Raw genomic sequence first — 19,767 nt, 5'->3', positions numbered from 1 at the left:
GGGGCCTCTTTGACTTCGCTTCGGGTGACTTTATCTGCACTGCCCGGATACTAACGACCCTGACATCCATGACCGGCGAGCGGGCGCGCTTGCCGGCCAGGAGGCGACCTTCGCCGGCGTCGCGGTTTGGCCATTCAGGTGTCGGTTGCGCCTTGGAAGCAGCCATTGAAACCGTATGCCGGAGGTCGCGGTTGAACGTACGCGATCCACGAACGACGCCCCTCGGAGTAAGGTGGAGAGCGCGTGATGTGGGTCAGCAATGCGGGTCAACGGAGATCTGCGGGCATCTTCCAAGGAAGCAGCGCGTCGTAGTCGTCAACGGTCCTCGCCAGAGGAAGACGTTGGAACAACCAGTGAAGGTAGCGATAGGGATCGATGCCCCCGGCTTTGCAGGTTTCGATCAGGCTGTAGAGGTTTGCACTTGCGTTCGCCCCCGCTACGGTGTCGCTAAAAAGCCATGAGCGGCGCCCGACGACAAATGGGCGAATCGCTTCTCGCAAGGGTTATTCGAGATGGCCCAAGTGCCGTTCTCGACGTAGCGGATCAGCTTCGGCCACTGCTCGCGCAGATAGGTCAGTGCCTTTCCGAGCAAACTTTTTGGTACGACGCCGGGCGACTCCGCGAGGGCTAAAGCGTAGATGGCGTCGAGTATGCGCGTGCTGTATCGACGTCGCAATCGCTGTCGTCGCTCAGCTGCCCATTTCTTAGCGCGGGCCTCCGCAGCGAACAGCTTGCCGATCAGCATGACGAAGCGTGTCGCGAGCAGATCGGGCGAACGCGCGGCTTTCGGCACGTTCTCCTCCGCTTTGATGAAGTACCGACTTAGGTGGGCCCAACATCCGAGGTGCACGAGGTCGTAGCGTTGAGCGATGTCGTTGTAGGGCTCGTAGCCATCAGTCATCAGAACCGCCCCCTTGCGGATCCCCGTGAACAGCTTGTCGGCCAGCTTGGCACCGCGTCCGGGCGTATAGCTGAAGCAGCGGATCGGGATGCCTGAATTGGTCATCTGCGCCCAGAGGTAGCTCTTCGTTTGCGGCTTGCGCCCTTTCTCTTTCAGTACCTGGAACGTCGTCTCGTCGCAGTAGATCAGTTCGGCATCGAGCAACGCATCGCGCATGAGGTTGATCACGGGCTGGGTCGCGAGGCCAACGCGAACCATGCTGGCGGCGATCGTGTTTGACGAGATGTCTCCGCCGAAGCGACACAGCAAACCGGCCTGGCGATAGAGCGGCATGCCGAACTGATATTTGCCGGTGGCGATCCATGCGAGCGCCGCTTCGCTCAACAGTCCGCGCGCGATGATGCGCGGCGGCGCTGGAGTGACCTTGATGCCGAGATCGCAGCACGGGCACGCATATTTAACGCGCTGGTGTTGGATCACTCGAAGCTGCTCGGGGATCACATCGAGCTTCACTGTTCAGCTCACGCGGCGATATTCCTGCTTCGGATGCCGTCGTATCGCGGTGATGTCATCGCCATCGAGCAACGCGTGCAACACGTTGCTCGTCATCGTCACGATCTCAGCCTTGTTGTCTGGCCAGATGAAGTGGCTGCTCTCCAATCGCTTTATAAAAAGCCAGAAACCACTGCCATCCCAGCCAAGAATCTTTATCCGGTCACGACGTCGGTTTCCGAAGATGTAAAGCGACGTGTCCATCGGATTTAGGCGCATCGACTGCTCGACGAGAATCGACAGACTGTTCATGCCGTAGCGAAAGTCGACAGGATCGCGGTGCAGGTAGACCTTCAGATTATCGTCGAATCGGAACACGGCATCCTCCCGAGCATCTGGACCACGGTGGTCAGCTCGTCAATGGTCGCCTCTGCGATGTCGAACTCAACACCGTTAGGCAAACGTATGTGCAAGGCAACCGTGATCGATGGTGCGCGCGCGGACACCGGTCGTTCAACCGTCACAGCCCCCTGAACGACCGGTACAAATGGTGATGGCACGTCGGGCGCGTGAGTCCGCAAGGCCGGCGGCGTGACATCAAGCGATGCCCTGTCTGCTGGCCTCAGTTCCTTATCCGCCGGATTCTGCGCCGCATGTGTCTTCTGATAGCGCGTGATCCACTCGCGCAACAGATTCGGGTTCAAGCCGTATTCCATCGCCGTCCGGGCTATCGAAACGCCGGACGTCATGCACAACTGGACCAGTTCCTCGCGGGCTTGCGGATCGTATTCCCGTCTACCATCCCGCTTCGCGCCGACTACCAGACGGCTACGCAAGTCTCGATCTCCTGTCATGTACTCTCATCCCAGCTGTCCACGTGGACAGGTAGCATCAGAGAATCACTCGTCCATTGCTAGGGCGTCCGTGAAGGACCGCATACGGTTGAACATTGCGATCGTTCGTATTGCGGTCGTTTCCGTCTTGAGTGGACGCTTGATTTTTACACGGCATGACTGTGTCAAACCTATGGCTGGGCTAAGTCGGCTTGTTCACACTCACTGCAATGCCTTTTGAAGCGGCAGGAGAACACGATGAACACAATGCCTGCGACCGGATCAGCCGCCTGGCTCAGCAAAGTCCCGGAAATCACGCTGTCGTTCTGGATCGTCAAGATCAATTCGTCTGGTACCGGGTCGAACGCACCCTGTCCATCCACGACATAGTGACGCGCAAGCGCGAGCTATTCTACTGGGCGGCCATCCTCTGCACGTTCGCGCTCGGAACCGCGGCCGGTGATCTGGCGACCGAGGCCTTGGGCCTGGGCTTCGTCTGGGGCGCGGTCGCTTTCGGTGCGTTGATCGGCGTCACTTACGCCATCTGGCGCATGGGTGGCAATGCCGTGCTGACCTTCTGGATCGCCTACGTCCTGAGCCGTCCTTTCGGTGCCGCGCTGGGCGACCTGTTGACGCAAGCGAGGACCTACGGCGGTCTGGGGATGGGTGCAATGTGGACCAGTGTCCTGTTTCTCTCGGTGATCGTCGTGTTGGTGGCTCTTGCGCAATTCGGCTCGGATGTAAGCGCGTCCGCTCAAGCCACCGAATAACCCTTTCCCACTTCAGAGGAGAAATCATGCCTACGCGGCACTCGTTCACCCGTCCTGTTGCCACCTTGTTGGCCGTGCTGTTCCTGGCAATGACGGCTGGCTGCTCCAAGCCAGCTGAACAAGGTGGGGCAGCTTCCGCGCCTGCCGCGATCTCGCAGTCCGCAGCCGCGGCGCAGAGCAAGTCAACGTCCAGACTTGGCGATCTGACCGCGTTCCGCAGCATCGCAACCGACGTTGCCACCATCGTGAACAACGGCAATCTGCCGGCGGCGAGGACACGCATCAAGGATCTGGAGGTCGCCTGGGATTCTGCCGAGGCAGGACTGAAACCGCGTGCGGCCGATGACTGGCACGTTCTTGACAGGGCCATCGACAGGGCGTTGGCGGCGCTGCGTGCCGACGCGCCGAATCAGACTGATTGCAAAGCGACAATGGCTGAGCTGCTGAAAACTTTCGATACGCTCCAAGGCAGGGCATAACGCAACCACGACTCCCATGAAAACATCCACAGAACATGCTCTGACCAAAGTCCCCGAAGTCACGTTGGGATTCTGGCTGATCAAGATCGCCGCGACTACTCTCGGCGAAACCGGCGGCGATGCCGTCTCGATGTCCATGAACCTGGGGTATCTGGTTGGAACGGGAATTTTTTCGGCGATCTTCCTGGCCGCCGTGATCGCGCAGATCAAGGCCAAATGCTTTCAGCCCTTTCTTTACTGGACCACCATCATCGCCACCACCACGGTCGGCACAACGCTGGCCGATTTTGCGGATCGCTCGCTCGGAATCGGGTACGCCGGCGGTTCAGGCCTCCTATTGGCCTTGCTGATCGGTTCGCTCCTTGCGTGGTATCGCACCCTTGGCTCCGTGTCGGTGACCACTGTCAGCTCGTCCAGGGCGGAAGCCTTCTACTGGGTGACGATCATGTTCTCCCAGACCTTAGGCACGGCGCTGGGCGACTGGACCGCCGACACCGCAGGCCTGGGCTACACCGGCGCGGCTGTCGTGTTCGGAGGACTGCTCGCCCTGATCGCGGCAGCTTACTACTGGACCCGGGCATCGCGTACTCTCCTGTTCTGGGCCGCGTTCATCCTGACGCGCCCGCTGGGCGCCGTGGTCGGTGACTTTCTGGATAAACCCTTGAACGCGGGAGGCTTGGCGCTGAGCCGCTATACGGCGTCGGCCACGCTTCTCGCATTCATACTGACCGGTATCCTGCTGTTCAGACAAAGGGCAGCCAGGGCGGCGCATTGAACATCGAAGACCGGATGGAGAGGCGATGCGGGTATTGCTGATCGAAGACGACCTGATGATCGGTGAAGCAATCCAGGACGCATTAAAGGACGCGTCGTATGCGACCGACTGGATCAGAAACGGACCGACCGCCCTCACGACGCTGGCTTGCCAGCACTATGACCTGGTACTGCTCGACCTGGGCCTACCCGGCAAGGACGGGCTCGAGGTGCTGACCAGCATCCGCGCCATCGACAACCCGGTTGCCCTGCTTATCATCACGGCGCGCGATGGCCTCGATGACCGCCTGCGCGGTCTGGACGGCGGAGCCGATGATTACGTGCTCAAGCCCTTCGAGATGGCGGAACTGCTCGCCCGGATGCGCGCCGTATTGCGGCGCAAGGCAGGTAACGCCGCTCCGGTTCTCGGGAACGGTGTAGTGTCGCTCGACCCGGCCACAAGCGAGGCTAGCGTCAATGGCGGCTCCCCGGTGCAACTGTCCAGCCGCGAGTTTTCGCTGCTGCACGCCTTGTTGGTTCGTCCTGGCGCCATCCTTTCGCGCAGTGAGCTGGAGGATCGGATCTACGGATGGGGAGAGGAAGTCGAGAGCAATGCCGTCGAGTACCTGATCCATGCATTGCGGCGCAAGCTCGGCAGCGAGGTCATCAGGAACGTCAGGGGAGTCGGATGGATGGTCTCAAAAAGCATCTGAACCAGTCGGTTCAGTTCAAGCTGTCGTTCGCGCTCTCTCTGGCCATCCTAGCAGTTGCCATCGTCGCTGGCGTCGTTTCGTTCATGTCTGCCTTCGATGAGGCGCACGAACTGCAAGATGACGTCCTACGCCAGGTCGCACAACTGATGGATCGGCAGCACCTGTCGCCTGCTCCACCAATCGCCGATGCCCGTCTCAAAGATGGCGACGAAGAATCGCGCGTGATCGTCCAGCGCTTGGGCGATAGCAGTCCGTCTCCTGTTGGCGTGGATGCCGGCGGACTACTACCTTTGCCCACTACGCTGGCTGATGGCCTGTATACGCTGGAGGTGAGCGGCGAGGCGTTCCGTGTGCTGGTCAAAACGACGGCCGCCGGCGAGCGCATTGTCGTGGCCCAGGAATCCGGCTTCCGCAACGAAATCGCCCGAGGCAGCGCGCTACGTACTGTGATGCCCTTTCTGGTTCTGGTGCCGGTTCTGCTACTGATCGTCGCCGACCTTGTTCGGAATATGTTCCGGCCGATTGCCACGCTTTCCCGGGAAATTGACCAGCGTGCCGAGCAGGAGCTGCATCCCGTCGATGAAAGGCACCTTCCCGTCGAGGTGCGTCCGTTTGTGGTGGCGATCAACCGCCTGCTTGCCCGCGTTGCGCAGGCGATGGACGGCCAACGCCGCTTTGTTGCGGACGCGGCGCACGAACTGCGTTCGCCGCTGACAGCCTTGTCGTTGCAAGCCGAACGACTGGCGGAAGCGCGGATGTCGGGCCAGGCGCGTGAGCGACTCATGACCCTGCGTCAAGGCATCGAGCGCGGCAGAAGCCTGCTGGATCAACTCCTGACGTTGGCCAGGGCGCAGTCGGCTGCGGAACCGCCAAACTCGCCTGTGTCTGTCCAGGGCATCTTTCGCCGCGTGCTGGAGGACCTCATACCACTGGCCGAGGCCAAGCGCATCGACATCGGGGTCGAGGGTTTACAAGACGCCCAGGTGTGGGTCAGTGAGCTGGACATGATCGCCATTGTCAAGAATCTGGTCGATAATGCCATTCGTTATACGCCAGAGGGGGGGCGGGTTGATCTTTCGGTGGGTATGGCGGAAGGGCGCGCCGTGCTGCGCATCGAAGACAACGGGCCAGGTATTCCGTTCACCGAACGGGACCGGGTTTTTGACCCCTTCTATCGCACGCCTGGCAGCGAGCGGATTGGCTCGGGCCTGGGTCTTTCCATCGTCCAGGCAATTGCCAGTCGCATCGGTGCTGAAATCCGCCTCGACTTCGCAAGCGAAGCGCGGCAAACCGGCCTGATCGTCACCGTCCAGTTATCAGTAATCGCTCCGTCCCAAGCGACCTGGTAGTCCAATCGATACCGAGATGTTTCGCCGGTAGAGGCAGCCATCACTCCAGCGCGATCGTTTGCAATACGTCTTGCTGAGACTATTTATTCGGTTTGGGGGCACGCACTTCCGCGCTGTCGTGACAAACGCTACAAGGCAACGTGATTCGGGGCGGCGCCGTATGGGCGAGAGCGGTCAACCATTCAGGCTCACCGGTGTCACAGCTCACGCATGCGCTGGACAGCAGACTCGCCCGTCTCGCGAAAAGCCGCGATCACCGCAATCACGACCGACAGCGCCGCCACGCCGGCGAGGAAAGCCAGAAAGAGCCAAGGCACAGTGAGGCGCTCGGGCGGAGGGTCGAAAGCACCGGTCAGCAGCTTGACCAGCATCCACGCCAGTGCAAAGCCCGTAAGTGTTCCGATGGCCGCTCCGCCCAACAGGAGCACGAGCGCCTCGCTCCACAGGAACGCGCCAAGCTGACGCTGCCTGGCACCGAGCGCGGTCAAAATCGCAAATGTGCGCCGCGCCGCCGATCGGCGAAACCCAGCGCAATAATGAATCCCGTTGCGCCGACGACCATGAAAGCCGCGGCCCCGAGTTCGAGTTGCGTGAGCCCGCGCAAATCGATGGCCGTGAGGCTCGAACTGATCACGCGCTGCGCCTGCCCGACGTCGGTGACCTTGACTGCCCCAAACGGCGCAACCGTGGCGCGCGCGGCCACGGCCACCTGCTCTGGCGGCGCCGTTGTCTTAAGCAACACGATTTCCGCCACGCTCGTGCCGGTTTGCCGCGCGATGTAGCCGGCATTCGCGACGAGGAATGAGTCGCGCGGCGCGGTCGGAAATTCGCGCACGACGCCAACAAAACGAAACGGCACTACATGATATTGATGGTCGTTTGCGTTCTGAAGGCGAAGGTTGATCTCGTCGCCGGGGTGCAGTTGGTAGTCCTTCACGGTCTCTTCGGACACTAGGATGCCATCCGGATATTGCGCGAGCACCTCGAGCGATCTTTGCGCATTGCCGCCTTCGAAATAAGCGTCTGCCATGCGCGTCGCCTGTCCGATGTGGCGGGCGTCGATGCCATACAGGTCTTGCAGGTCCGTACCCACGTAGGCGAAACGGTGCTGCATCTGCTGGGCGGCGCTGACTCCCGGCAACGCAGCAAGTTCGGCGAATCTGGCTGACGCGGGCGCCTGCGAAGTCCCGGTCGCCGTCACGTCGGCGCCGTTCGTGAGTTCCGCGTCCACTCGCGCCTGCGCGTTGTAGGTTGCGTTGAACACGGCCGTGGACGTCGCGAACGCGAACGCCAACGCGATCAGCGCGATGCCCTGCGCCATTCGAGCGCGCTGCCGGCTGATCGCCGCCGCAGCCACGCCGGCAAGCGAATGCGCAAGCGGACGAAGCCAGATGGCGAGCGCGCCGCGCCCGCGCCGTAATCCCGCGAGACCGAGCCTGATGGTCAACAGGCCGCATCCTGCCCAGGCAAGGACGGGTGCGAGAAAGGCGACGTAATCGATCGACGATGACGGCGTGCCTTCGGGAGCCAGCACGACCTGATACCCGGTGCTCCAGGTCCGCCAGAAGATGATGGCCGACAGTACAAGGAGGACGGAATCGAGGTAGACCCGTTGCCAGAGGCGCGGTCGAGCGGAGCCCGTCATCCTGCGGGCGCTCGTGACGGACGTCGTGCTTGCGCTGATCCATGCTGCCACGAGGATCGCCGCATTCGCCAGCACGACGCCCGCTATCGCCGCGCAGGCCACCCAGCCCATCGACGAAGCCTCAAAATAGCCCGTGCCGAGAAACAGACGCGACAAGAACGCGGCAAGGATCAGCCCAACAAGCGTACCGCCGACGCCAACGCACATCGCTTCGACCGCCGCCAGCTTCATGATCTGGGCGCGCGATGCGCCACGGATTCGCAGGAGTGCCTGGTCCCGGCGTCGCCGTCTGGAACCTGCTGCAACGACTCCGATCGTCAGGAACGCGCCGAGAAGCGCGCCGGGTGCGCCCAGGAACAGAAACAGGACCTTTGCGTAAAGTGCGTCGCTGCGGACGGCGTCGAGCCGCGCGGCAAGGTTGTCGGCAACGAGCGCATTGCCCGCCATGCGCGCCTCGAGATTTCTTGCGGCGCCCTGCACCTGCGCAGCGGCGGCTTCAGGATCCCCCGGAAGAAGGTCGTGCGCGAGTGCAACGTGAAGCTGCGTGCGCAGTCCTGGCGCTCCGGCTGCCGCCTCGGAGCCGAACAGGCGCTGCCAGGCGTCCATCGGAAGCAGCAGTACATTGTCCGGAGGTGCCTGCGGCGCTGCGCCTGGTGCTACGCCGATCGCCTGAAACATCGCATCAGCATTCGGCAGATCGACGATGCCGGCGATCCGCACATTGGCCGCGGCCACGCCTGGACCACGAATGCTCACCGTATCGCCGATGGTCACATGCAGGTTCGCGGCCGTCTGCTGCGCAATCAGAACGCCATCCAGACTGCCCAGCAGCAGCCGAACCTGAGCCGGAAAGTCTCGAAAGTACGTGCTTTCAAGACCGAGCACCTTGCCCTGGCCGGTTGTCTGTACGCCTTCGAAGCCATCGACATCGGCATAACCGACCGTTTGCTGTTTCGTCACGCGCGCGGCCTTTGCGACAGCTGCGGTCGCCTGCGGAATCGAAAGCCCGCCCGTCGTCGCCGGTCCTGGTTGCACCTGCCAATCCACGGGCAGGCTGGCGCTCGCGCGCTGTGTCATCGAAGCGGTGCTTTGCGCGATGAAAGCGCCGAGCGATGCGACCAGCGCGACTGTTACCGCGACGCCACCCGACATGCCCGCGAGCCGGCCCCCGCGTTGCCTGAGAAGTCCGATAAGCCAGAGGCCGTCATGGCTGTCTCGCTGTCGGCCCAGCTTCGGTGAGCACGCCGCGCTCCATGCGCCAGAGCGTGTTCATCCGTGCTGAAACAGCCGGATCATGAGTGGCGATGACGAGCGCCGTCGGCGTGTTGGCGACATGTGCGATGAGTGCATCGAGCAAGGCCTGACCGGTGGCCTGATCGAGCTGGCCCGTGGGTTCGTCAGCGAGAATGACGAGCGGTCGTCCGGCCGCAGCGCGCGCCATCGCCACGCGCTGCATCTGGCCGCCCGAGAGTTCCTCGGGCAATTTCTGCGCAAGCGCCTCGAGACCGAACCTGGCAAGGGCAGCGGACACCGCGCCCCCGACATCGCTTGCGCGAACGCCGGGAGCGGCGGCATCGGCCATCAGGAGCGGCAACGCAACATTTTCGCTCACCGTCAGCGGCTCAAGCAGGCTCGGCGTCTGGAACACCATCGAGATCTTTCCGGGCAGCAGCGTCTCGCGCGGACCGAGCGCGGGCCAATCGATCGTGCCGCTCGTCGGCATATCGAGCCCTGCCATCAAATGCAGCAAGGTGGTCTTGCCACTCCCCGAGCGGCCCCTCAGCGCGATGCGATCACCTCGACTAAGGACGAAGCTGGCTGCGGCGAGCGCCACGACTTGCGTCTCGCCGTGCCGGTAGGTGCGGTTGAGTGATTGGGCTTCGATGAGCACGTCACGCATCGACCAGCCTCCCATCGCGGATGACGAGCACGCGGTCGGCGCGCGCAGCCAGCGCATCGCTGTGCGTCGCGATCAGCGCCATGTCGCCGTTCCCGTGACATCGCTCGACCAGATGGCTCACGATCACGGTTTCGGTTGCCGCATCGACTTCGGCGGTGGGCTCGTCGGCAAGGAGCACCTTATGCCCGGCTGAGAGCGTCACCGCGAGCCCGGCACGCGCCGTTTCGCCGCCGGACAACTGCGACCGATACGCGCGGCGTCGCGCGGCCAGGCCTGTCACATCGAGCAGAGCATCGAGTTTGATGCGATCTTTCGTGCCAGCGAGCAACATTTGCAGGGTCACGTTGCCCTCGACGGTCAGATGCGCGAACAGGTTGGCCGACTGCATCAGCATGCCGATGTGGCGGGCCCGTAAGGCCGCACGCACGGCTTCCGGCCGGCGCGACAGGCGTTGACCCATCAGGTCGACATGGCCGCCGTCCGGTTCCTCAAGCCCCGCAAGACACGCGAGCAGCGTCGACTTGCCGCTGCCGGAGGGTCCCAGCAACGCCACGAATTCGCCTGCGCACAGTTGCAGTGAGACGCCCCTTAGCGCAGCGGTCTCGTCGTCTGCGCTGTGATAAAACCGGTAGAGTTCGAACGCTTCAAGCCGAGGCTGATCAGCGCCATTGGAACGAGTTAGCCATGAGGTTCCATTGATCGGCATTGTCGGCTCCAAGCGGTGCGGAGAGGTCGAGCGTAGCGAGTATGCCGCCGCGATGGATTAAATACCGGTGATGCTCGAGACGAAGTTGTTTGTTTGTGACGGGGTTCGGTTCGGAATTCGACGTTTAGGTAACCAGCACGGCTGCCCCGCTGCGCAGCCCTACGCTTTTTATGTCGCCGATCCTGATTGCATGACCAGTTCGGGCAAGTTCGGTGGCCTCGCGCGCAGTAACGGACGATACCGTCGGCGCGCTCGCAGCAGGTGCAACGCTGATCTCGACGACGTTGTACTTATCGGCAAAGCGCGTCCCGTCGCGCCGATCCCTGCGCGCCCAACCTTCAGGCACTTTGAGGGAAAAGCCTGCAGGGGACCGGTAGGTTATGAAGACCTGCGTGTCAGGAATGTCCCCCGGCGGATTCATTTCGGGCGTGGCAGCCTGCCGGGTTGGGGCTGGGGCGCTTTTGGCGGCTTGCAGCGTGCAGGGCGAGGCGGCGAACGCCAGCACAATCGCCGAGCTCTGCAGTAAGCGCTGAAACGTCAGGTGCGGTATCACGATCCCTCCCTCGTTCACATGCGTGCAGCGACACCTTTCCTGAAGGAACACTGGTCCGCATGCACCGAACTACCTACACGATAGTCGGCGAAACTGAGGAAACGCTTAGCCAGTTCCTCGGCTTCCGCTTGACCTGTGACGGGATCCTGCTATGTGCGTACGTTCACACGGCCCAGAGAAGCGAAAGCTTGGTTCAATCGCAACGGCACCTGGTATTCGGGGATGGAAGCGAAGGCGCACTTGCTCGCCAAGCTTCACTACCTTGAAAATCGCACCACCCTGACCAGCACTGAACAGTTCATTGAACTTGCCGCGCGCAAAAGCAGCGTCAGCGGCAAGCCGTACCTGGTACAGTGCGGCGAGACGGATCCATAGCGACTTTCTCATTGTCATGACGAGCGTCGCATCGCTTTTCGTGTCCGCTGCGCGCAAAACCAGCCGACGCGACCGCATGCCTGAATGTCCGCGTGTCCGACGACTACCAGGCCGCCTGACTGACAGTGCTGTGGTAGTTGACTGAGTGCTGGAGAGGCGTGCCGCCTACCCGAAAAGATGAACGCCCGCCCCTGACAGCCGCCATTAAGGTGCCAGGCGGTCGGGCGTCCGAAGCGGGGTCGCGAAGCGCCAAACGCCGTCAGTCAGGGAGCGCCAGATGCGGCCGCTTGCTTCGTGGGCGCGCCACGGTGGCAGTTTCGTTTCACGGTTGCCCGGGTGCTGCCGGCCTGGAAGCAGTATTCGGACTGCTTGCACGAGCCGCGCGCAGCGCTTGCAATTGAGTTGTCAGCCATAGCGCGCTCAGCTGGGCGGACGCGAGTTACCGGTTCGACACGGCGGACCGAAAAAAGAGTGCGCAGAAAGTGCATCGTTGGTCTCTGGTCTTATCTGTCTTAGTTCTTGTATAGCGAGCGGGAGGAAGCAAAGCGCAACGAACGAATCGTGGCTATGGGTCGCTCCAACGCTCAATATGCGCGACGCAAACGATTGGTGCGGTGGTGTCTTCCAAACGACAGCTCATGAAGACCATGAGCGAGTGAGCCTGGCAAGGATAGACAGCGCCGATCACGTTCACCGCTGAAGGCAGGTTACAAACCAAAGGGCGAATCAAAACGACTGCGCGCAACAAGCTTGCAGTGTCAGCGGAAGCACAAACAAGAGGCTACAGATACAAGCCCGATGAGGTGTGCAGGAAGTACACGGGATAGAGTTGTCCGCCCCAGTGCAGCTCATAGCAACATGCGTGGCCACGCGCGTGCGCTTGAAATACTGTTAGCGCAGCAGCGTCCGAGGTCGCCGCCACCAGCACCTTGTCGTGAGACGTTATATTTGGGCCGGTTCCTACGGTTGCGCTCCGATTGAGGTCGAAGAGGGCGAGATCATAGTAGTTGCTGACGGCAGGTTGAAGCACATCGCCAGATTGTGGGGACGACAACCGGCTCATGCCTCCCTCTGCTGCGAGCGCCAACGCGAGTACTTGCGTGGTGGGCTGCGATATGCGCTCACCTGCGACCGCCGACCGTACAAGGAGAAATCTGCGAACGGGAAAGTGGCTGAAAAAATAGCTTAAGAATCGCGCACAAATGCGCGGTTCGGTTGGCAAAGCAAGATTTGCAGCACCCATTCTCCGCTCCGTATTTTTTTCTTATCAATTGGCGGATTGTAATCAGCCGCTTACAACGCGCCCGCCAAAAAACATCCCTAAGCCGCCAGTTTTCGACGCAAACGTTTATTCGGCGCTTATTTGGCAATTGCGTAAATACCTATAGATTCGCTGGCCGCGCCGGCTGCCTTCAAGGACGTCAACGTCTCTGCAAGTGAAATGGATTCGATGCTTCTTCGCTGGAGGCGATGGGCCCAGATCGGCGTTCTGCACACAAGCAACATTTACGAGAAGTGATGCCCGGTAAGCCGCTCGTTTCGCTGCGCAATCGTTCTTCTATGCGTGTCGCGCCTGGGCGAACAACAGAACAGCATCTCGTGGGTTCGCGAGAGAATAGGCAACCAGCCAGAATGCACGGCTCGCGGCGAGCTTCGTATTGGCGAGCTCTATCCGTCGCCTGAGCTTACCAATGAAGACATACTTAAAACTTCAGTCGAACTGGATTGGTTCGCCCACTCGAACGCGAGCGGCACGAAGGCACCGCGCTGCGCGCCAGCATCGCACGGCCACTCGAAGCTTCTGGCTTTCCTGAATTTATGTGGGACGTACAACATAACGGTTACAAGTTATTACGCAAAATTCGTCCCGTCATACAAATAGAACAAGCGCCCAAAGGCAGTACCAAAGCGCCACGGGCATACGGGGAAGTCATGCAGCGGAAAAAAAACAATCAGCCCTTCAGAGGGCAGGCCATCGCAGTGTGCATCGCAGTATTGACCATCACGAGTGCATGGGCGCAGGACGCGGAGACGCCGCCAGCCATTCACGTCGATGCCGCCAACCAGGCTCAACCGCTCATCTCGCTGCCGAGCACGCCGACCCCGAGCCCGGTCAATAAGACCCGACCGCTGCCCGCCGCCAATGGCGCACCGCTCACGCCGCGCGGCACGGTGAACGCGGCGTCTTCGCTCGACAAGAGCGAAACGCTCGCCGGTACGCCGCGCGCCCGTGGCGCGGACGTCAACAACCAGCAGCCGCTCGACGCCACGCTGGGCGGTGTCGTCACCACGGACACCGTCACGCTCGCGGGCCAGGATTTCTATAACTGGTTCGCGCAGGCCTGGAGCGCGATTCCACTCTCGGAGCGCTACATCGTCTCGGTGCACGAGCGGCCTTCCGCGCGTTACGGCAGTCTGGTCTGGGTGGAATACGGCCAACGCCGCGTGTTTCAGGCGTTCCTGCCGATCGCCCGTTCCAATGTGCGGCCCGTCGCAGAAGGCGCGGCGCAGGTGGCGTTCCAGAACGTCATGCAGGCGGACCTGACGCGCCTGCTGTTCCGCGACGCCGACATGGCGACGGACGAACTCTAATAAAACGCAACACGGCCAGCTACGGGGAATCACGATGAAAACGAATGCGCTTGTCAAACGCGCGGCGCTCGCCTGCGCGCTCTCGATTCAAATTGTCGCCGCTCACGCCACTGCGCTCGTCTACGAGCCGATCAATCCGAACTTCGGCGGCAATCCGCTGAACGGGCCGAATCTGCTTAACGAAGCGAACGCGCAGAACAAGTACAGGGACCCGGCGACGAGCGATCTCGGCACGAGCGGCCAGTCCACGCTCGACCAGTTCAACACGCAATTGCAGCAGGCGATTCTCTCGCGCGTCGCGTCGTCGATTTCGAGCTCGATCGTCGGCACCGACGGCACGCTGCATCCGGGCACGATCAACACGGGCAACTTCTCGATTTCGATCACGCAGGTCTCCGGTAACAACCTGCAAGTGACGACGACCGACAAGACCACGGGCGCATCGACCACTTTCATCGTCGGCAACGGCCAGTAACGCGAGAGCAATACGAAATGAACAAGATTGCCGCAACAAGCACCGCCATGCGTACGACTCTGGCCGCAATGGTCTTCTCGACGATGCTGCTCACAGGTTGCGTGACCCAGCCGATGGCCTCGGCCGGCAACGCGACGCTCACACCGCCGACGCGCGTCACGCGCGACCTCACGCACCTGCCGCCGCCCAAGGGCAGGATCACCGCCGCCGTGTACGGCTTTCGGGACCTGACCGGCCAGTACAAGCCGTCGCCGGACAGTTCGTTCTCGTCGCAGGTGACGCAGGGCGGCGCCTCGTTCCTCGTCAAGGCGATGCGTGATTCCGGCTGGTTTACGCCGGTCGAGCGCGAGAACCTTCAGGACCTGCTGACCGAACGCAAGATCATGCGCGCGCTGGAGACGCCCGACGACAAGAATCGCGTGATCCCGCAGATCGGCGCGCTGGCGCCCGCGAGCATCGTGCTCGAAGGCGGCATCGTCGGGTACGACTCGAACATTCGCACGGGTGGAGCGGGCATCGCGTATCTGGGGATCTCGGCGTCGCAGCAGTATCGCGTCGATCAGGTGACGGTGAACCTGCGTGCCGTGGACATCCGCAACGGCACGATCCTCAACAGCGTCTCGACGACCAAGACCATCTATTCGATCCAGGTCGACACCGGCGTGTACCGCTTCATCGGCTTCAAGGATTTGCTGCAGGCCGAGATCGGGATGACGCGCAACGAACCGCAACAGTTGTGCGTGAACGAGGCGATCGAATCGGCGCTCGTGCACCTGATCGTGCAGGGTGTGGCGAACCAGACCTGGTCGCTCAAGGACATGAAGGACTGGTACGACCCGACGATGCAGCGCTATCTGCAGGAAAACCAGGGCTACGCACAGACGATGGAAGCGGTGAATCCGCCCTACGACCCGTCCAAGGTCGATCCGCCCAAGGCCGTCGGCAGCGGCGTGAGCGGCTGAGCCACTCGAACAGGAGGAGACCAGCATGAAAACTCCGCGTATCCCTAAGCTTGCGCTTGGCGCGGCGCTCGGCGCGGTCGTGAGCGTGTCGCTCGCGGTGTTCGCTGCGGACCTGTCGCCGGTTTCAGACTTCGGTCCGTCGGAGCCGGGCTTCGGCGGGGCGACGCAGGTCGGGAGAGTCACGCAGGCCGGCGCGGACAACCGCCTGACCGGCGTGCAATCCGGGCACAACGGGCTGATGGCGAATCAGGCGGGAGTCGCCAACGCGGCCGTGATGGCGCAGGCAGGAACGGACAACTGGATGGCGCTTTCGCAAAGCGGCAGCGGCAACCAGTACGGCGGCTACCAGGCGGGCACGAACAACCGCTCGGTCACCGTGCAGAGCGGCAGCGGCAACGCAGCAGCGGTCACGCAGATCGGTTCATCGATGTCGTCGCAGGTGACGCAGTTCGGTACCAACGACTCGGTCACCATCCTGCAGAGCCGCAACGGCGCCGGCCTGTCGGTCACGCAGACCGGCAACGGCGCGCGAGCTTCGGTATTGATGAAGTAGGTGGGAGGAGACCAGGGCAGCAAAGTTTCGAGACCGCAGGTGCGGGGCAGTTCGCAGTGGAGTGGGCCGGCATGGCAGCGGGGGCTGTCATCCGTGGGGGTAATTAATCGAAGTATTCCAATATCAAATCAACGAGGCATACAAAAATGAAAGTCAAGGCAATCATCATCGCTATGGGTCTGGCAGCACTGGCATCGACGTCGGCATTCGCAGCGGACAGCTACTCGGTGGGCGAGCGCGCGAGCGTCGCGCAGTTCGGCAACGGCAACACGGCGAAGGTCGACCAGCAAGCGTCCAGCTATGACGACGTGAAGGTGCAGCAAACGGCCAATGGCGCGACCGCCACGGTCACGTCGACGACCGGCGCGTTCAACAAGACCGACATCAAGCAGAACGGCGTCGGCAACAGTTCGAACCTGAACGCGACGGTGACGCAAGACGGCGCCTATGCCGAGCAAACCCGCATCTCGCAGTCGGGCAGCAATTCGACGGCCAGCGTGTCGCAAACCACATCCTCGTTCGACAACGACTCGATCAACCAGAACGGTTCGAACAGCAAGGCGAAGATCACCCAGACCGGCGCGTCGAGCAACATCGTCAACATCGACCAGGGCATGAACAAGGCCTACGGCAAGATCAACGGCGGCGACGCCACGGTGACGCAGACCAGCACGATCGGCAACAACGTGCAGATCTCGCAAGACCGCGGCAACGACAAGGCAGTCGTCAATACCAACGGCGGCGGCTTCAACAAGACGACCATCACGCAGACGGGCGGCGGCACGGACGCTTCGGTGCAGCAAAGCAGCGAACTCGCCGACACGGTGTCGATCAAGCAGGACGGCGCCGAAATCGCGAACGTCTCGTCGACCAACGGCGGCGGCAACCAGACGAGCATCGACCAGAGCGGCGCGAACCTGCCGAACCTCGTGAGCGTGCATCAGATCAACGCGCAAAACGAAACGACCAACGTCGTTCAGAGCGGTGCGGCGTTCAACAAGGTCTATGTCGACCAACTGTATGAAGCCAACGACCACACGACGGTGATCCAGAGCGGCAGCGAAAACACCGCATCGGTCGCGCAACGCTTCGGTGGCTACAACACCGTGAACGCACTGCAGATCGGCAACAACAACAACGCAGACCTGTCGCAACAGGCCGCAGTGGAGTCATCGCTGCTGTCGACGCAGATCGGCGACCTGAACTCGGTGAGCGCATCGCAGACGGGTTCGCGTGAAGAGCTGACGCTGGTTCAGGGCGGCCTCGGCAACATCGCCACCGCTTCGCAAAGCGGCGCGGGCAATGTCGGGCTGATCGCACAAGCCGGCCTCGGCAACAACGCATCGCTGACGCAAGCCGGCTACGGCAACTCGGCAGCCGTGACGCAAGTCGGCGTCGCGAACAAGGCAACAATCGCACAGCACTAACTTCGACGGCGCGACTGTCATAAGGGCGGTGAACGGTCTTTCAGGCCGCCCACCGCCCGTTTGCTCATCGTCAGTTGCGTCGAACGGTCTCTCTCGTAAGGCTGCGTTCACCATACCGTTTCTTCGGCTATGAGCGGTGACCCATCAACGCTGCCAAGCAAATCTCCGATTTCGGGCTTGACAAACAGAGTAAGTCCAGAAGGCACCATGCGAAGCACTTGGTTGAACCTTCTAGGATTGACTTACGGCTGCGCCGCCTCAACCGCCAGCCGATTCGCCATATTACGCCAGCGCTTAATTCAATGAGCGCTGACGCACATTATCTAAGCCTTTCGTTCCTTACGCTCGCGCTCATTACCACGGACACGAGGACAGCGAGTGCGTTCGTTCGACACTTTGACCTTTTGCAAGTCATGTCTTAGCCTTGCGGCCGCAGCTATCCTGGCACCGGGAGTCGCTGCCGACCTCTCTACCATTTCCGACTTTGGTCCGGGCGAACCAGGCTTGCACCCGAGCTACAGTCAGAGTGCCTACGTCTCGCAGATAGGCGAGGCCAACTCGCTTGATGCACGGCAAAGCGGGCGCGCCCGACTTCTCGTCGAACAGGCCGTCCGGAACAACGACGCCCAGATCCGCCAGGCCGGCGGGGCGAATCGCGTTCGGCTCCTTCAGATTGGTGACGGGAACCTGGCTAGTGTCGATCAACGCGGGACGGCGCAGAGCGCAAACATTACTCAGCGCGGCAACGCGAACGCCGCGAATGTCGTTCAAACGGGCAACGCGTCTGCCATCCAAATCATTCAAACCGGGAACGGTATGCGCGCGCTCGCCATCGCCCGCTGAGCGAATCGAGCACGCAAGCAGCGGTCTTTCCGGAGATTAGTTCAATAGGGTAGCGGGTTGGCTGTGCAATCGCATCGACACTTAAAACTACAGGACCATCAGACCATGAAGATCAAGATCATCGTTTCGGCATTGGGCTTTCTCGCGCTCGCATCGACCAGCGCGTTCGCCGGAAGCAACAACAGCGTAGACGTCAGCCAGACGGGCAGCACCAATACCGTGAATGTGGACCAAGCAGGTACGATCGCCGACGCGGTCACGATTAACCAATCCACGGGCGGAAACAGGGCGACGGTCACCGAGTTCACGTCGAACACCAACAAGGTCTACATCGAGCAGAAGTACAACGATCGTGCGACCGTCAGCACGACGGGCGGCGCGCTAAACGACACGACCATCAAGCAGTCTCCCATCGACGTCGGATCCGTCGCGACGGTGAATCAGACGGACGAAGTGCGCAACAAAGTGTCCATCTCCCAAGCGGGCGGTTGGGGCAACAGCTCGACTACGATCGACTCGAAAGCCGGCCACGGCAACACCACGACGATCTATCAGGAAGGTCCCAACACGATCTCCGTGATGCAGAACGTTGCGAGCGACAACACAACCTCGATCTACCAGGCGCGGTCTGGCACGCTCTTCAGCGCATCGGCGGATGTCGACCAAAATGGCTCCAACCGTAACACGCTGGATCTCACGCAGAAGTCCGACGGCTCGCGCGCGTACGTGACGCAGACGGGCTCGAACGACAACTTCACGACGATCGACCAGGCGGCTCAGGGCACGGCGACCGTTCTTCAAACGAACAGCGACCGCAACACGATAGATCTGCAGCAAAAGTTCGGCGCGCCGGGGCAGTCCGTCTCGGTCTCGCAGGTCGGATCGGCGGACAACACGACGAAAGTGCTTCAGAGTGCAGGGCTCGACAAGGCCACTGTGACGGCTTTCAACGCGCACAACGGTAAGGTCTCCATCCAGCAGTCCGGCGCTCAGACAACCGCGTCGGTTGCGCAGACGAACGAGACCAGCTCTACTGCGACTGTCTGGCAAGGTGGTGGATTCATAGGCAACGTCGCCACGCTTCGGCAAAGCAGCGGCTCGGCCAACTCGATCAATCTCACGCAGACCTTGGTCGGTTCGGGCAAGCAAAACCAGGCGAGCCTTACGCAAGAAGCTTCGGTAGGTTCGAAAATGGATGTGACGCAATCGGGCGCAAGCAGTCAGATCACGGCGTACCAAACTGGCGTTGAAGAAAGTCTGCTCGCGTCGCAGAACGACATCGGAAACACCTTGACCGCCTCGCAGTCGGGCTACCACAACTACGCTCAGTCGATGCAATACGGCAGCGCGAACGTGGCGACCATCACGCAGGCAGGCAGCAGCAACAGCGCCGTTGTCTACCAGAAGGGCAACGGCAACGTCGCTTCGATCGCGCAGCGCTAAACG

The 19,767-nt window shown here is 61.6% G+C and carries 20 protein-coding genes and 3 pseudogenes; 13 read left to right on the top strand and 10 right to left on the bottom strand.

All coding sequences use genetic code 11. The features are described from left to right. Positions 1-266 precede the first annotated feature (266 nt). From tnpC to QCE48_RS20105, 3 genes and pseudogenes are all read right to left on the bottom strand, one after another. A pseudogene (tnpC, locus tag QCE48_RS20115) lies at positions 267-1,411 on the bottom strand (IS66 family transposase); the annotation flags it as partial. Positions 1,412-1,417: 6 nt separating this feature from the next. Next, positions 1,418-1,771, bottom strand: a complete 354-nt coding sequence (tnpB, locus tag QCE48_RS20110; RefSeq protein WP_244814113.1) for an IS66 family insertion sequence element accessory protein TnpB — start codon at positions 1,769-1,771, stop codon at positions 1,418-1,420. Then, positions 1,747-2,229, bottom strand: coding sequence for a transposase (locus tag QCE48_RS20105; RefSeq protein ID WP_309794291.1), 483 nt, complete (start codon positions 2,227-2,229; stop codon positions 1,747-1,749). Before QCE48_RS20105 ends, tnpB begins: the two co-directional genes overlap by 25 nt. A gap of 341 nt (positions 2,230-2,570) precedes the next feature. Between QCE48_RS20105 and QCE48_RS20100 the strand changes: the two are divergent. From QCE48_RS20100 to QCE48_RS20080, 5 genes and pseudogenes are all read left to right on the top strand, one after another. After that, positions 2,571-2,996, top strand: a pseudogene (locus QCE48_RS20100) (hypothetical protein); the annotation flags it as partial. 26 nt (positions 2,997-3,022) lie between these two features. Next, on the top strand, positions 3,023-3,475 hold the full coding sequence (locus QCE48_RS20095) for a hypothetical protein (RefSeq protein ID WP_309788398.1): 453 nt from the start codon (positions 3,023-3,025) through the stop codon (positions 3,473-3,475). Between the two features lie 16 nt (positions 3,476-3,491). After that, positions 3,492-4,250: a hypothetical protein gene (locus QCE48_RS20090; RefSeq protein WP_309788399.1), complete on the top strand. Its 759-nt coding sequence runs from the start codon at positions 3,492-3,494 to the stop codon at positions 4,248-4,250. 25 nt (positions 4,251-4,275) lie between these two features. Beyond that, entirely contained in the window at positions 4,276-4,941 is a 666-nt protein-coding gene (locus QCE48_RS20085; protein ID WP_309788400.1) for a response regulator transcription factor, read from the top strand. Continuing rightward, positions 4,917-6,290 carry an ATP-binding protein gene (locus QCE48_RS20080; RefSeq protein ID WP_309788402.1) on the top strand — a complete coding sequence of 458 codons (1,374 nt, stop codon included), beginning with the start codon at positions 4,917-4,919 and terminating at the stop codon, positions 6,288-6,290. Before QCE48_RS20085 ends, QCE48_RS20080 begins: the two co-directional genes overlap by 25 nt. Before the next feature lie 197 nt (positions 6,291-6,487). Here QCE48_RS20080 and QCE48_RS20075 read toward each other — a convergent pair whose 3' ends face one another. From QCE48_RS20075 to QCE48_RS20055, 5 genes are all read right to left on the bottom strand, one after another. Next, the gene (locus QCE48_RS20075; RefSeq protein ID WP_309788404.1) at positions 6,488-6,778 is read right to left on the bottom strand and encodes an ABC transporter permease; all 291 of its coding nucleotides are present in this window, start codon (positions 6,776-6,778) and stop codon (positions 6,488-6,490) included. After that, entirely contained in the window at positions 6,775-9,012 is a 2,238-nt protein-coding gene (locus QCE48_RS20070; RefSeq protein ID WP_309788405.1) for an FtsX-like permease family protein, read from the bottom strand. Before QCE48_RS20070 ends, QCE48_RS20075 begins: the two co-directional genes overlap by 4 nt. A gap of 127 nt (positions 9,013-9,139) precedes the next feature. Continuing rightward, positions 9,140-9,835, bottom strand: coding sequence for an ATP-binding cassette domain-containing protein (locus QCE48_RS20065; RefSeq protein WP_309788407.1), 696 nt, complete (start codon positions 9,833-9,835; stop codon positions 9,140-9,142). Further along, entirely contained in the window at positions 9,828-10,541 is a 714-nt protein-coding gene (locus QCE48_RS20060) for an ABC transporter ATP-binding protein (protein ID WP_309788408.1), read from the bottom strand. The genes QCE48_RS20065 and QCE48_RS20060 overlap by 8 nt, the downstream gene beginning before the upstream one ends. Positions 10,542-10,665: 124 nt before the next feature. After that, the gene (locus tag QCE48_RS20055) at positions 10,666-11,094 is read right to left on the bottom strand and encodes a hypothetical protein (RefSeq protein WP_309788409.1); all 429 of its coding nucleotides are present in this window, start codon (positions 11,092-11,094) and stop codon (positions 10,666-10,668) included. A gap of 153 nt (positions 11,095-11,247) precedes the next feature. On the opposite strand from QCE48_RS20055, the gene QCE48_RS20050 reads away from it, so the two are divergent. Next, the gene (locus tag QCE48_RS20050) at positions 11,248-11,469 is read left to right on the top strand and encodes a DUF5329 family protein (protein WP_309788410.1); all 222 of its coding nucleotides are present in this window, start codon (positions 11,248-11,250) and stop codon (positions 11,467-11,469) included. 781 nt (positions 11,470-12,250) lie between these two features. Here the strand turns inward: QCE48_RS20050 and QCE48_RS20045 are convergent. Then, positions 12,251-12,712: a hypothetical protein gene (locus QCE48_RS20045; RefSeq protein ID WP_309788411.1), complete on the bottom strand. Its 462-nt coding sequence runs from the start codon at positions 12,710-12,712 to the stop codon at positions 12,251-12,253. A gap of 302 nt (positions 12,713-13,014) precedes the next feature. After that, a pseudogene (locus QCE48_RS20040) lies at positions 13,015-13,236 on the bottom strand (IS21 family transposase); the annotation flags it as partial. A gap of 165 nt (positions 13,237-13,401) precedes the next feature. On the opposite strand from QCE48_RS20040, the gene QCE48_RS20035 reads away from it, so the two are divergent. The 7 genes from QCE48_RS20035 to QCE48_RS20005 all read left to right on the top strand — a co-directional run bounded on the left by QCE48_RS20035 (position 13,402) and on the right by QCE48_RS20005 (position 19,764). Next, positions 13,402-14,061, top strand: a complete 660-nt coding sequence (locus QCE48_RS20035) for a CsgE family curli-type amyloid fiber assembly protein (RefSeq protein ID WP_309788412.1) — start codon at positions 13,402-13,404, stop codon at positions 14,059-14,061. A gap of 34 nt (positions 14,062-14,095) precedes the next feature. Beyond that, entirely contained in the window at positions 14,096-14,536 is a 441-nt protein-coding gene (locus tag QCE48_RS20030) for a curli assembly protein CsgF (protein WP_309788414.1), read from the top strand. A gap of 47 nt (positions 14,537-14,583) precedes the next feature. Continuing rightward, positions 14,584-15,498 carry a CsgG/HfaB family protein gene (locus QCE48_RS20025; RefSeq protein WP_309788415.1) on the top strand — a complete coding sequence of 305 codons (915 nt, stop codon included), beginning with the start codon at positions 14,584-14,586 and terminating at the stop codon, positions 15,496-15,498. A gap of 25 nt (positions 15,499-15,523) precedes the next feature. Then, positions 15,524-16,051, top strand: coding sequence for a hypothetical protein (locus QCE48_RS20020; protein WP_309788416.1), 528 nt, complete (start codon positions 15,524-15,526; stop codon positions 16,049-16,051). 146 nt (positions 16,052-16,197) lie between these two features. After that, on the top strand, positions 16,198-17,478 hold the full coding sequence (locus tag QCE48_RS20015) for a hypothetical protein (RefSeq protein WP_309788417.1): 1,281 nt from the start codon (positions 16,198-16,200) through the stop codon (positions 17,476-17,478). A 378-nt stretch (positions 17,479-17,856) separates the two neighbouring features. Then, positions 17,857-18,321: a hypothetical protein gene (locus tag QCE48_RS20010; protein WP_309788419.1), complete on the top strand. Its 465-nt coding sequence runs from the start codon at positions 17,857-17,859 to the stop codon at positions 18,319-18,321. A gap of 105 nt (positions 18,322-18,426) precedes the next feature. Then, positions 18,427-19,764, top strand: a complete 1,338-nt coding sequence (locus QCE48_RS20005; protein ID WP_309788420.1) for a hypothetical protein — start codon at positions 18,427-18,429, stop codon at positions 19,762-19,764. The last annotated feature ends 3 nt before the right edge of the window (positions 19,765-19,767 follow it).

The organism is Caballeronia sp. LZ024, assembly GCF_031451455.1.
Taxonomy (GTDB): domain Bacteria; phylum Pseudomonadota; class Gammaproteobacteria; order Burkholderiales; family Burkholderiaceae; genus Caballeronia; species Caballeronia telluris.
Note: the sequence above shows the minus strand (reverse complement) of the source record. Positions and strands in the feature narration are given on the sequence as shown.